Raw genomic sequence first — 12751 nt, forward strand, 5'->3', positions numbered from 1 at the left:
CCCGGCCTCGGAGCCGCCCCGAGCCGAAGGGCGCGCCGGCGTGGAAAGTGACGAGTGACGAGCGGCGGACGAAAGCGCGTGGCATGCGACGGACGAAGGCGCGTGGCATGCGGCGGACGAAAGCGAGCGACGGCGCGTGACCGGCGACCGAAGGAGCGCCGAGACGTCGGCGAAGCGCCCGGAGTCGGGCGGGCGTGAGGCGCCCGGGGACCCGGGCGCGGGCATGCGGCAGCGCATTGCTCTTCGAGCCTTCCTCGGGGTCCGCGCCCCGGGCCGGTGGAGGACGGCAGGAGTTCCTGGCTCCCGCGGCCGTCCGGTCTCCCGGTGAACCGCGGTCACAGTGGCGGGACCGCACCGGGCTTGCACCGGTTTCCTCCCCTGCGCCGTCGCTGGCGTGCGGACGGTCCGCGGGGACCGTCCGCCAGCATCGTACGGGGTGCGGCTGACCTGGGGGAGGGCGATCCCGGGGAGGCCGCCCGGAGCGCCCGGGGTGTGAGGCGACGGACAAAGGCAACCGATCGGATCATCTGTATGCTCGCGGCCATGCCACCGACACCCGACGCCACCGCGCCGGGCGCCGCGGTGCCCGACCGGGGGCGCGCGGACGCCTGCCCAGGGGCCCTTCGTCTACACCCGGCCGACGACGGCGCCCTGGCCCGGGTCCGGCTGCCCGGCGGTCTGCTGACGGTCCGTCAGGCGCTGGCGCTGGCCGACGCCGCCGAGGCGCTCGGCGACGGCGAACTGGAGACCACCTCCCGCGGCAACGTCCAACTCCGCGGCCTGGCTTCGCACTGCGGGGCCGAACTCGCCGAACGGCTGCGCGCCGTCGGCCTGCTGCCCTCGGACACGCACGAACGGGTCCGCAACATCGTGGCCTCCCCGCTCGCCGGGCTCGACGGACACGGCTTCGCCGACGTGCAGGCCTGGGTGCGGGAGCTGGACGCGCGGCTGTGCGCGAGCGACTGGGCAGCCGGGCTCTCCGGCAAGTTCCTGTTCGCGCTGGACGACGGGCGGGGCGACGTCGCCGCGTTCGACGCCGATGTGACATTGATCGCAGGCCCGGACGGGTCGGCGCTGCTGCGCCTCGGACGGGCCGCCCACGGGCGTCCGGTGCCGGCGGGGCAGGAGGTGGCGGCCGTGCTCGACGCGGCCCGGACCTTCCTGGACGTGCTGCGCGAGAGCGGGCGCAAGGCCTGGCACCTGCGCGAGGTCCCCGAGCTGCTGCCGGCCGGGCCCGTGCCGGTGCCCGCCCTCGCCGGGGCCGCGCCCGCGGTCGGCGTGGTCCGCACGGCCGGCTCGTTCCCCGAGGTGGCGGGCGGGCTGTCGGTGGGCATGCGCTTCGGCCGGGCCGGCGCCGCGCAGTGGCGGGAACTCGCGGGCGCCTGCGCCGGGGAGATCCGGCTGACGCCCTGGCGCGGCGCGGTGCTGCCGGGGGCGCCGGCCGACCGGCTGCCCGCGCTGGCGGCGGCCGGGTTCCGGACCGCGCCCGGCTCGCCCTGGGAGCGGGCCACCGCCTGCACCGGACTGCCGGGGTGCGCCAAGTCGCGGGCCGACGTCCGCGCCGACGCGGCGCGGGCGCTCGATGCGGCGGCCGCCACCGGGAGCCCGCCGGTCGGCGGCCTTCCGGCTACCGGCCTTCCGGCTACCGGCCTTCCGGTTACCGGCTTTCCGGCTACCGGCCTTCCGACCGCGGGCCTTCCGATGGCCGGCCTCCCGACCGCCGGTCTCCCGGTGCACTGGTCGGGGTGTGAACGACGCTGCGGTCATCCGGCCGGGCGGTGGGTGGACGTGCTCGCCACCGGGCAGGGCTACCGGGTGACGGTGAACGGTCCGGCGGCCGCCGGGCCGGCCGTGGACGTGACGAACGAGGAGATGGCCGAGGCGGTCGCCGAGGCCAGGAGGACCACGAAGTGATCGAGTACGAGAAGGACGGCGCGTCCATCTACCGCCAGTCCTTTGCCACCATCCGTGCGGAGGCCGACCTGGCCGCCCTCCCGGCGGACGTCTCCCAGGTCGCGGTGCGGATGATCCACGCCTGCGGGATGGTCGACCTGGTCGAGGACCTGGTGTACTCACCGGGCGTGGTCGCCTCCGCGCGCGCGGCGCTGCGGGCCGGGGCGCCGATCCTGTGCGACGTGAACATGGTGGCGAGCGGCGTCACCCGCAAGCGGCTGCCCGCCGACAACGAGGTCGTGTGCACCCTCACCGACCCGTCCGTGCCGGAGCTCGCCCGGAAGATGGGCAACACCCGCAGCGCCGCCGCCATGGAACTGTGGCTGCCCCGGCTGGAAGGCGCGGTGGTGGCCGTCGGCAACGCGCCGACCTCGCTGTTCCGGCTGCTGGAGATGATCGAGGCCGGCGCGCCGCGCCCGGCCGCGGTGATCGGTGTCCCGGTCGGCTTCATCGGCGCCGCCGAGTCCAAGCAGGCCCTGGCCGAGCACCCGTCCGGCCTGGAGCATCTGGTGGTGCGCGGCCGGCGCGGCGGCAGCGCGATCGCCGCCGCCGCCGTCAACGCGATTGCGAGCGAAGAAGAGTGACGGATCGTCAGATCTCTGGTGTCGGCCGGCTCTACGGGGTCGGGCTCGGCCCCGGCGACCCGTCGCTGGTGACCGTCCGGGCGGCCGAACTCATCGGCAAGGCCGATGTGGTGGCCTATCACAGCGCCCGGCACGGCCGGTCCATCGCGCGCTCGATCGCCGAACGCTATCTGACTGGTGGTCAGATCGAGGAGAAGCTGGTCTACCCGATCACGGTCGAGACCACCGACCACCCGGGCGGCTACCGGGGCGCGCTGGACGACTTCTACGAGGAGGCCGCCGCCCGGCTGGCCGCCCACCTGGACGCCGGTCGCGACGTCGTGGTCCTCGCCGAGGGCGACCCGCTGTTCTACGGCTCGTACCAGCACATGCACAAGCGGCTCGCGCACCGCTACCCGACCGAGGTGGTGCCGGGCGTGACCTCCGTCAGCGCCGCGGCCGCCCGGCTCGGCCAGCCGCTGACCGAGGCCGAGGAGACGCTCACCGTCATCCCGGGCACGCTGCCCGAGGAGGAGCTGACGGCACGGATCGCCGCCGCCGACTCCGCCGTGATCATGAAGCTGGGGCGCACCTTCCCGGCCGTCCGGCGGGCGCTGGAGCGGGCCGGCCGGCTCGACGACGCGCAGTACGTCGAGCGTGCGTTCATGGACGGGGAGCGCATCCTGCCGCTCGCGGAGGTCGAGGGCGAGACCGTCCCGTACTTCTCGGTGGCGGTGCTGCCGAGCAAGGTCGCGGCGCTGGAGCCGGTGGAGCGGCGGACGGACGGCGCGGGTGCGGTGGCCGTCATCGGCACCGGTCCGGCCGGGCCGCTCTGGCTCACCCCCGAGGCGCGCGGCGTCCTGGCCGAGGCGACCGACCTGGTCGGCTACACCACCTACCTGGACCGGGTGCCCGAGCGGCCGGGGCAGCGGCGGCACGGCTCGGACAACAAGGTGGAGTCGGAGCGCGCCGAGTACGCCCTCGAACTGGCCCGGCGCGGGCACAAGGTCGCGGTGGTGTCCTCGGGTGACCCGGGCGTCTTCGCGATGGCCACCGCCGTCCTGGAGGTCGCCTGCGAGGAGGCCTACCGGGACGTCCCGGTGCGGATCGTCCCGGGGATGACCGCGGCGCACGCGGCCGCCTCCCGGGCCGGCGCCCCGCTCGGGCACGACTACGCGGTGGTGTCGCTGTCGGACCGGCTCAAGCCCTGGGACGTGGTGGCCCGCAGGTTGCGCGCGGCGGCCGAGGCGGACCTGGTGCTCGCGCTCTACAACCCGGGCTCGAAGTCGCGCACCACGCAGGTCGCCCTCGCCCGGGACCTGCTGCTGGAGTACCGCGCGCCCGAGACGCCGGTGGTGATGGCGCGTGACGTCGGCGGACCGACCGAGCGCGTGCGGATCGTCCGGTTGGGCGAGCTGGATCCGGCACTGGTCGACATGCGGACGATCCTGCTGATCGGCTCCTCGCAGACCCAGGCGGTCGAGCGGGGCGGCGGCGTGAAGGTCGTCTGGACGCCGCGGCGGTACCCGGAGGAGTAGCGGGCGACGACTGACAGAAAACAGATGACAGCTAACAGATTTCATCATCTGTTAGCTGTCATCTGTTTTCTGTTACTTGTTCGCCGCCCGGAGCCCCCGCCTCGCCGTCAGCGGGTCGGCTTGGCGATCACCAGCTCCGTGTTGTGGTCCTCGCCCGCGCCCAGCAGCGCCGCCGGCCGGCCGTTCGGGTCGTTGTACGACAGCTCGCGGTACAGCGCGGCGAGGTTGGCGTCCGAGGTGCTGCCGAAGTCCGTGCCGTACGGTGCGGAGGACTCGATCAGCGTCGTGAACAGGGAGAGCGTGCCGTCCCCGTTGTCCGCGATCTCGATGATGCGCCCGTGCTGCGGGTAGTCGATGTGCGAGGCGGTGTTGATCTCCCAGAGCGCCCGCTCCGGCACCGCGTGGCCGTGCGCCGTGACCTTGTTCATGTGGGTGTGGCCGTTCACCCACGCGATCACGTTCGGGTAGCGCTGGAGCAGCGCCACCAGCTCGTTGCCGTCGTGCCGCTTCTCGAAGATGTTGCGCGGGTCGGGCAGCAGGTTGCCCATGGTGGTGCTCGTGTGGTGGCTGAACAGGAGGATCACCTCGTCCGTGCTGCCGCCCGTCACTTTGCGTCCGTCGGTGTCGTACCAGTGCCCGCTGTGCGCCTTCAACTGCTGCTCCAGCCAACGCAGTTGCGCGGTGCCCAGTGAACCGTCCGCGAATCCGGCCTGGTTGGTGGTGTCCAGGCTGATGCCGAGCACCTTCTCCGAGATGCGGAAGGTGTAGTAGAGCTTGCCGCTGCCCACCATGTCCGAGGTGAAACCGTGCCCGTACGGGCCGGCGCCGGTGTGCGCCGGGTTCAGGTGGGCCTTGGCGAACTCCTTGAGCGTGAACGGCCGTCGGCGCTCGTCCGGGGTGATCCGGCGCACCGCGTCGCCGCTCGCGAGCAGCTTCGCGAGCAGGAGCGCGGCGCCGGCCGGGTCGCGGCGCAGCGAGTCCATCAGCCGGGCCGCGTCCGCGTCGTTGCAGCCCTCCAGCTTGTACTGGCCGGTGTAGAGGTCGTTCAGCAGTCCGAGGTCCGGCAGTGAACCCTCAAGGCTGTCATCGTGGTTGCCGACCGTCGTGTACCAGGGCGTACGCAGGCCCGGCGCGTCGAACGGCCGGCCGGCGGCGTCCAGGAAGCCCGGTATCTGCGGGAAGCCCTTCGCCTTGTAGCCGTCGTTGTAGGCGAGTTCGGGGTTCCAGTAGGCGGCGTTGCCCGAGTTCTGCACGCCTTCGTAGCGGTTCGGGTCACCGGTGTTCTGGGCGAGCCGGCCGCCGCCCATGACGGTGAGGTACCAGTCGAGTTCGGCCTGCTCGTGGTTGTCGGTGTTGTCGCCGGTGGCCATCACCATGCTGAACGGCATCCCGGTGTAAGGGCCGCCGTCGAGCGCGTTGACCCGCTCGACGAGGGCCGAGACGCCGCGGGCGTTCAGGGCCTCCTGCGGCCGGTACGCGCTGCCGGTGAACCGGGCCAGGTACTCGAATCGCACCGGGGACTCGGTGTCCACCAGGTGCAGGTCGCTGAACTGGACGAAGCTGGCCAGCCCGGTCCGTCGGTCGTCCCGCCCGGTGCCCGGCGCCGCCAGGTCGCCGCGCACCACCAGCGGCCAGCCCGGCCCGGCCGTCAGCCGCTTGTACCCGCCGGTGCCGACGGGCGTGGCCACCTGGTCGAGCGTGGTGCCCGTCGTCCTGACCGCCCGCGCGGCGGTGGCCGTCAGTGCGCGCTCGCGCTCCGCCGCCGAGGCGAACTGCCCGCCGCCCAGCGACAAGGCCGACCAGGCGGCGGCCACCGACGTACCGGTGAGGAACGTACGCCGACTCATCCCTGCCACAAAAACCCCCACATGCTGATGGCCCGGCCGGACAACCCGGCCACCGGACCCCGTGTCATGAACCCGCCCTCTGGCGGACCGCCAGATTACTCACTGGTAGGAGCGGGGTGCGAGGCCCGTGCGGAGAACTCTTCGGGAACGCGGGGCAGCGGCCGCTCCCCGACTCGGACACCGGGCCGCGGGGCCCCGCTCCACCGCCCCCGGTCGGGGCGCGGCCAGGCGAATGGGGGAAAATCGGTACCGACGGCCGGTGCGGCCGCACCTCAACGGAGCCGGAAGCGAGACGCAGGTGGCCAAAGCGGGAGCCGAAGCGGGAGCCGAGGCGGGGGTCGAAGTTGGGGCCGAAGCGGCGGCCAAGGCTGGAGTCGAAGCCGGGGGCCGGGCCGGCCAGCTGAAGAGCAGCGGCCTGCGGCACGGCTGGACCACGGGCGCCTGCGCCACCGCCGCCACCAAGGCCGCCTACACCGCGCTGCTCACCGGTGAGTTCCCGGACCCGGTGACCATCACCCTTCCCAAGGGCCAGCAGCCGGCCTTCGCTCTCGCCGCCGAGGAATTGACAGCCAGGGCTGGGGTCCTCGCGGCCGGGGGCCGAGCCGCCGTCCCGCCCGGGCCGGCGAGCGCCATGGCCGCCGTGGTCAAGGACGCCGGCGACGATCCCGACGTCACCCACGGCGCGCTGATCCGCTCGACGGTGCGGGCCGGCGAGCCCGGCGCCGGCGTGGTGTTCCGGGCCGGCCCGGGGGTGGGGACGGTCACCAAGGCGGGCCTGCCGCTGCCCGTCGGCGAGCCCGCGATCAACCCGGTGCCCCGGCAGATGATCCGCGACGCCGTGGCGGAGGTGGCCGCCGCGCACGGCGGCAGCGGGGACGTGGTGGTCGAGATCTCCGTGGACCACGGCGAGGAGATCGCCCGTTCCACCTGGAATCCACGGCTGGGCATCCTCGGGGGCCTGTCCATCCTCGGGACCACCGGCATCGTCGTCCCCTACTCCTGCTCCGCCTGGATCGACTCCATCCGCCGCGGCGTGGACGTGGCCCGGGCGGCGGGCCGCACCCACGTGGCCGGCTGTACCGGCTCGACCTCCGAGAAGGTCGCCGTCGCCGTGCACGGACTGCCCGAGGACGCACTGCTCGACATGGGCGACTTCGCGGGCGCCGTCCTCAAGTACCTCAAGCGCCACCCGGTGCCCCGGCTGACGATCGCGGGCGGCTTCGCCAAGCTGTCCAAGCTCGCCGCCGGCCACCTCGACCTGCATTCGGCGCGCTCCCAGGTGGACAAGGGGTACCTGGCCGAACTGGCGCGGCGGGGCGGGGCCGACGGGGCGCTGGCCGAGGCGGTGGCCGCCGCCAACACCGGGTTGGAGGCGGTGCAGTTGTGCCGGGCGGCCGGGGTGCCGCTGGGCGATCTGGTCGCCGAGGCGGCGCGGGCGACGGCGCTCGGCGTGCTGGTCGGCTCGCCGGTGGCGGTGGACGTCATCTGCATCGACCGCGCGGGCACCGTCGTCGGCCGGGTGGAGCCGCTCGGGCCGTGACACTCTCACAGTTCCACGGCAATACCGCCTGGTGATGTGAAGATCTGACGTTCATACGGGGCGAGAAACGGACAAAAGGAGTGTCACGCCTACCCCTGATTCTGTCGCCATCTCAACCATGAGATATGGTCTGGCGAGTGACAGGCGACTACCTCACCCGTATCGGCACCCTCATCCGTACCGCCCGCCAGCACCGCGGCTGGTCCCAGGCGCAGCTCGGCGAGGCCCTCGGCACCAGCCAGAGCGCGGTCAACCGCATCGAGCAGGGCAAGCAGAACGTCAGCCTTGAGATGATCGCGCGCATCGGCGAAGCCCTCGACAGCGAGATCGTCTCCCTCGGCTACTCCGGCCCGATGCACCTGCGGGTCGCCGGCGGCACCCGACTCTCCGGCGCCATCGACGTCCGCAGCAGCAAGAACGCCTGCGTCGCGATCCTCTGCGCCTCGCTGCTGACCACCGGACGCACCACGCTGCGCAGCGTCGCCCGGATCGAAGAGGTCTACCGCATCCTCGAGGTGCTCACCAGCATCGGCGTCAAGAGCCGCTGGACCAACGACGGCCGCGACCTCGAACTCACCCCGCCCGCCGAGCTCGACCTCGCGGCGATGGACGTCGAGGCGGCCCGCCGCACCCGCAGCGTGCTGATGTTCCTCGGCCCGCTGATGCACCGCGCCAGCCGCTTCGCCATCCCGTACGCGGGCGGCTGCGACCTCGGCACCCGCACCGTCGAGCCGCACCTGACCGCGCTGCGCCGCTTCGGGTTGGAGGTCGCCACCACCGGCGGCGCCTACCACGCCTCGGTCGAGCCGGGCACCCCGCTGGACCGTCCGATCGTGCTGACCGAGCGCGGGGACACCGTCACCGAGAACGCCCTGCTGGCCGCCGCCCGGCACGACGGCGTCAGTGTCATCCGCAACGCCTCGCCCAACTACATGGTCCAGGACCTGTGCTTCTTCCTGGAGAAGCTGGGCGTACGGATCGAGGGCGTCGGCACCACCACCCTCACCGTCCACGGCGTCCCGGAGATCACCTGCGACGTCGACTACACCCCGGCCGAGGACCCGGTGGAGGCGATGAGCCTGCTCGCCGCCGCCGTCGTCACCTCCTCCGAGCTGACGATCCGCCGGGTGCCGATCGAGTTCCTGGAGATCGAACTCGCGGTGCTGGAGGGGATGGGCCTCGACTACGACCGGACCCCCGAGTACCGGGCCCACAACGGCTACACCCGCCTGGTCGACCTCACCGTGCGCCCGTCCAAGCTGACCGCGCCGATCGACACCATCCACCCGATGCCGTTCCCCGGTATCAACATCGACAACGTGCCGTTCTTCGCGGCCATCGCCGCGGCCGCCCACGGCACCACGATGATCCACGACTGGGTCTACGACAACCGTGCGATCTACCTCACCGAGCTGACCCGCCTCGGCGCCGACGTCAAGCTCCTCGACCCGCACCGCGTCCTGGTCCAGGGCCCCACCCGCTGGCGCGCCGCCGAGATGATGTGCCCGCCGGCTCTGCGCCCCGCGGTCGTCATCCTCCTCGCGATGCTCGCCGCCCAGGGCACCTCCGTCCTGCGCAACGTCTACGTCATCAACCGCGGCTACGAGGACCTCGCCGAGCGCCTCAACTCCATCGGCGCGCAGATCGAGACCTTCCGCGACATCTGATCCGATCCGGATCTGAAGCACGATCAGATGGCCGACCGGCCGCACGCGTTGCGGCCGGTCGGCCATTTCGGGCTAGTCGCACCTCCTCGCCGTAGTGCCCCAGGACTTCCAACGACTCGGCGGCGGCGACGAGTTGACGGACGTGGTCGCACTCGCGGCGCCAGGTCGCGAAGGCTTCGTCCGGGTCGGCGGTGTCGGCGTCGACATTCGGCCGACCCGACCCGACCCGACCCGATCCGGCCGGCCGTCCTAGCGCAGGTGCTGCAACCACCGCACCGCGCCCGGTACGTCCGAGGCCGCCGGTACGCCGTCGGGCAGCGGCGGGCGTTCCACGACGACCACCGGGAGCCCGAGTTCGCGCGCGGCGGTGAGTTTGGGCGCGGTCGCGGCGCCGCCGCTGTCCTTGGTGACCACGACGTCGATCCGGTGCTCGCGCAGCAGCGCCCGTTCGCCGTCGAGCGTGAACGGCCCCCGGTCCAGCAGGACTTCGAGCGTGGACGGCAGCGGCGGCTCGGGCGGGTCGACCGAGCGGGCGAGGAAGTGCAGGTGGTCGAGGTGGGCGAAGGTGGCGATGCCCTGTCGCCCGGTGGTGAGGAAGACCCGTCGCCCGAGGCCGGGCAGGAGTTCGGCGGCCGCGGCGAGCGAGGGTGCGTGGTGCCAGCGGTCCCCGGCGACGGGCGCCCAGCCGGGCCGCCGCAGCGCCAGCAGCGGCACGTCGGCGGCGGCCGCCGCGAGGGCGGCGTTGCGGGACATCCCGGCGGCGAACGGGTGGGTGGCGTCGATGACCGCGTCCACCCGTTCGCCGCGCAGCCAGTCGGCCAGCCCGTCCGGGCCGCCGAAGCCGCCGATCCTCACCTCTCCGGCGGGCAGCCGGGGTTGGGCGACCCGGCCGGCCAGCGAACTGGTGACCCGCAGGGACGGCAGCTCGACGAGTGCGGCGGCCAGCGCCCGCCCCTCCGTCGTGCCGCCGAGGATCAGGACGTGCCGGGTCATGGGGTTCACGCCCCGCAGGGCTCGTGCGGGCGTTCGCGCTCCGCCGAGTAGAGGTGGCTGTCGCGGAACTGCTCGGCGGCCAGGGTCCGGCCGACCAGGATGACGGCGGTGCGGACCACGCCCGAGGCCTTGACCTGTTCGGCGATGTCGGCGAGGGTGCCGCGCAGCACCAGCTCGTCCGGCCGGCTGGCCATCGCGACGACGGCGGCCGGGCAGTCGGCGCCGTAGTGCGGGAGCAGCTGCTCGACGACGTCGTCCACGTATCCGGCGGCCAGGTGCAGCACCAGCAGGGCGCCGCTGCGGCCGAGGGTGGCCAGGTCCTCGCCCTCGGGCATCGGGGTGGCGCGCTTGGCGATCCGGGTGAGGATGACGGTCTGGCCGACGGTCGGGACGGTCAACTCCCGCTTGAGCGCGGCCGCGGCGGCGGCGAAGGCGGGCACGCCGGGGACGATCTCGTACGGCACGCCGGCCGCGTCGAGGCGGCGCATCTGCTCGGCGACGGCGGAGAAGACGGACGGGTCGCCGGAGTGCAGCCGGGCCACGTCCTGTCCGGCCTCGTGCGCGCGGACCAGCTCGGCGATGATCTGGTCCAGGTTGAGCTGAGCGGTGTCGACGAGGCGGGCGCCGGGCGGGCACTCGTCGAGCAGTTCGCGCGGCACCAGGCTGCCGGCGTACAGGCAGACCTCGGCGCGGGCCAGGAGGCGCTGGCCGCGCAGGGTGATCAGGTCGGCGGCGCCGGGGCCGGCTCCGATGAAGTAGACGGTCACGACGCGTTCTCCTGAGGGGTGTTGGGCTTGACGGCGGACCACTGGGTGACCGGCATGGCCTGCCGCCACCCGGTGAAGCCGCCCACCGGGACGGCGTGCGCGACGGCGAGCTTGACGAGCTCCCCGCCGTGGCGCCGGTACCACTCGGTGAGCAGCGCCTCGGATTCCAGCGTCACGGTGTTGGCGACCAGCCGGCCGCCCGGCCGCAGGGCGGCCCAGCAACTGTCCAGCAGGCCGGTCGCGGTGAGGCCGCCGCCGATGAACACCGCGTCGGGGGCGGGGAGTTCGGCGAGCGCGGCGGGGGCCGGGCCGGTCACCACGCGCAGCCGTGGCACGCCCAGGGCGGCGGCGTTGCGGGCGATCCGTTCGGCCCGCACCGGGTCGCGTTCGATGCTGACGGCCTGGCAGTCGCGGTGCGCGCGCAGCCACTCGACGGCGATCGAGCCGGAGCCGCCGCCGACGTCCCAGAGCAGTTCGCCGGGGGAGGGGGCGAGGGCGGCGAGGGTGGCGGCGCGCACGTGCCGCTTGGTGAGCTGGCCGTCGCTCTCGTAGGCGGCGTCGGGCAGGCCGGGGACGAGCGGGTTGCGGGGGCCGTCGCCGAGGTCGACCGCGATGACGTTCAGCGGGTCGCCGGGCGGGTGCGGCCAGCCGTCGGCGGTGCCGTCGAGCCGGCGTTCGGCCGGGCCGCCGAGCTGTTCGAGCACGCGCAGGCGGGCGGCGCCGTAGCCGCGCGTGGTGAGCAGTGCGGCGACGGCGGCCGGGGTCGCGGCGTCGGCGCTCAGCACGAGCAGGCGGCGGCCGGGGTTCAGGGCCAGGGCGAGGGTGTCCAGCGGGCGGCCGACCAGGCTGACCACCTCGGTGGACTCCAGCGGCCAGCCGAGTCGGGCGCAGGCGTGGGAGACGGAGGAGGGGTGCGGCAGGACGCGCAGCCGCTCGGCGCCGACCGTCTCGGCGAGGGTGCGGCCGATGCCGTAGAACATCGGGTCGCCGCTGGCCAGGACGGCGACCCGGCGGTCCGTGTGCGCGGCGAACAGCCCGGGAACGGCCGGGCGCAGCGGGGACGGCCACGGGACGCGCTGGGCGGCGACCTCGTCGCGGGGGAGGAGGTCCAGCTGCCGGGGGCCGCCGACGACCACCTCGGCTGCCCGCAGGGCGGCCCGGCCGGCGGTGGAGAGGCCGGGCCAGCCGTCGGCCCCGATCCCGACGACGGTGATCGGGGGTGGCAGCTCGGGCACCGGGTGGCTCCTGTCGTTCGGCGGGCGCCGTGAGTAGAAAAAATAGCTATCGGGGCAGCCTACCTGGCGGTATCCGGCCGCCCGTATCCCGCCCGTCCCCCGCTACCGGTCCGCCCAGTCCCCCGAGTCGATCACCTCGGGCCGTTCCCGCAGTCGGCTCTCGACGACGGGCCCGGCGAAGTACACCCAGGCCTCCCGCAGCTCGCCCGCCGCCGTCCGCACCGGCAGCCGCCGCCGTACGTACAGGCCCGTCTCGTCCGCCCGGCAGTCCTCCAGCCGGTCCAGCGCCGCGAGCGCTCCGGCGTACGCGCCGGGCCGTACGGTGATCAGCTCGCCCACGATCCGGCGCCCGGGCGTCGCGTCCGGCACCGCGTACGGGTACCCGGGGCCGTCGTGCAGTGTGGCGCCGTCCAGCACGGCCGGGCGGATGTCGGCGCAGCGTCCGGCCAGGTGGGCGGCGTGGTTGCGGCCGCCGCTGCGCAGGGTGCCGTAGACGAAGAACGGCAGGGCCTCCTCGGGCACGGGTTCGACCTCTCGGCTGGGGGAGCGCCCACGGTACGTCCTCGCGCCCGCGCCGCGATAGCGCCTCTTGCCTCGTGCGTCCCGTGCCCCGCGTCCCGTGCCCCGCGTCCCGTGCCCCGCGTCCCG

General features: G+C 73.9%; 10 protein-coding genes and 1 riboswitch. Of the genes, 5 read left to right on the top strand and 5 right to left on the bottom strand.

Features of this window, described 5'->3' with window-relative positions; all coding sequences use genetic code 11:
* Nucleotides 1-290: 290 nt before the first annotated feature.
* Nucleotides 291-376, bottom strand: a riboswitch (cobalamin riboswitch).
* 167 nt (nucleotides 377-543) lie between these two features.
* Genes AB0R04_RS02085 through AB0R04_RS02095 form a run of 3 tightly spaced genes read left to right on the top strand, consistent with a single transcriptional unit; the run spans nucleotide 544 to nucleotide 4054 of the window.
* On the top strand, nucleotides 544-1914 hold the full coding sequence (locus AB0R04_RS02085) for a hypothetical protein (protein WP_363367255.1): 1371 nt from the start codon (nucleotides 544-546) through the stop codon (nucleotides 1912-1914).
* On the top strand, nucleotides 1911-2537 hold the full coding sequence (locus AB0R04_RS02090) for a precorrin-8X methylmutase (protein ID WP_063350072.1): 627 nt from the start codon (nucleotides 1911-1913) through the stop codon (nucleotides 2535-2537). The genes AB0R04_RS02085 and AB0R04_RS02090 overlap by 4 nt, the downstream gene beginning before the upstream one ends.
* Nucleotides 2534-4054: a precorrin-2 C(20)-methyltransferase gene (locus AB0R04_RS02095; protein WP_363367257.1), complete on the top strand. Its 1521-nt coding sequence runs from the start codon at nucleotides 2534-2536 to the stop codon at nucleotides 4052-4054. The genes AB0R04_RS02090 and AB0R04_RS02095 overlap by 4 nt, the downstream gene beginning before the upstream one ends.
* A gap of 107 nt (nucleotides 4055-4161) precedes the next feature.
* Here AB0R04_RS02095 and AB0R04_RS02100 read toward each other — a convergent pair whose 3' ends face one another.
* Nucleotides 4162-5901, bottom strand: a complete 1740-nt coding sequence (locus AB0R04_RS02100; RefSeq protein ID WP_363367259.1) for a TIGR03767 family metallophosphoesterase — start codon at nucleotides 5899-5901, stop codon at nucleotides 4162-4164.
* A gap of 400 nt (nucleotides 5902-6301) precedes the next feature.
* On the opposite strand from AB0R04_RS02100, the gene AB0R04_RS02105 reads away from it, so the two are divergent.
* The gene (locus AB0R04_RS02105; protein ID WP_363367362.1) at nucleotides 6302-7441 is read left to right on the top strand and encodes a cobalt-precorrin-5B (C(1))-methyltransferase; all 1140 of its coding nucleotides are present in this window, start codon (nucleotides 6302-6304) and stop codon (nucleotides 7439-7441) included.
* Between the two features lie 137 nt (nucleotides 7442-7578).
* Entirely contained in the window at nucleotides 7579-9108 is a 1530-nt protein-coding gene (locus AB0R04_RS02110) for a UDP-N-acetylglucosamine 1-carboxyvinyltransferase (protein WP_363367261.1), read from the top strand.
* Nucleotides 9109-9357: 249 nt separating this feature from the next.
* Here AB0R04_RS02110 and AB0R04_RS02115 read toward each other — a convergent pair whose 3' ends face one another.
* The 4 genes from AB0R04_RS02115 to AB0R04_RS02130 all read right to left on the bottom strand — a co-directional run bounded on the left by AB0R04_RS02115 (nucleotide 9358) and on the right by AB0R04_RS02130 (nucleotide 12625).
* A complete protein-coding gene (locus tag AB0R04_RS02115) occupies nucleotides 9358-10101 on the bottom strand; it encodes a cobalt-precorrin-6A reductase (RefSeq protein ID WP_363367263.1) in 744 nt (247 codons plus the stop codon).
* A 5-nt stretch (nucleotides 10102-10106) separates the two neighbouring features.
* The gene (cobM, locus tag AB0R04_RS02120; RefSeq protein ID WP_363367265.1) at nucleotides 10107-10868 is read right to left on the bottom strand and encodes a precorrin-4 C(11)-methyltransferase; all 762 of its coding nucleotides are present in this window, start codon (nucleotides 10866-10868) and stop codon (nucleotides 10107-10109) included.
* Nucleotides 10865-12103 carry a precorrin-6y C5,15-methyltransferase (decarboxylating) subunit CbiE gene (gene cbiE, locus AB0R04_RS02125; RefSeq protein ID WP_363367266.1) on the bottom strand — a complete coding sequence of 413 codons (1239 nt, stop codon included), beginning with the start codon at nucleotides 12101-12103 and terminating at the stop codon, nucleotides 10865-10867. Before cbiE ends, cobM begins: the two co-directional genes overlap by 4 nt.
* A 102-nt stretch (nucleotides 12104-12205) precedes the next feature.
* Nucleotides 12206-12625 (bottom strand): gamma-glutamylcyclotransferase family protein, encoded by a 420-nt coding sequence (locus AB0R04_RS02130; protein ID WP_363367268.1) that lies wholly within the window; start codon nucleotides 12623-12625, stop codon nucleotides 12206-12208.
* Nucleotides 12626-12751 lie beyond the last annotated feature (126 nt).

The sequence above is a fragment of the Kitasatospora sp. NPDC056731 genome (genome assembly GCF_040687675.1).
GTDB lineage: Bacteria > Actinomycetota > Actinomycetes > Streptomycetales > Streptomycetaceae > Kitasatospora.

Bases quoted from the DNA above. Each gene is read 5' to 3' on its own strand.
- AB0R04_RS02100 (WP_363367259.1), bottom strand. From the start codon at position 5,901: ATGAGTCGGCGTACGTTCCTCACCGGTACGTCGGTGGCCGCCGCCTGG.
- AB0R04_RS02115 (WP_363367263.1), bottom strand. From the start codon at position 10,101: ATGACCCGGCACGTCCTGATCCTCGGCGGCACGACGGAGGGGCGGGCG.
- AB0R04_RS02085 (WP_363367255.1), top strand. From the start codon at position 544: ATGCCACCGACACCCGACGCCACCGCGCCGGGCGCCGCGGTGCCCGAC.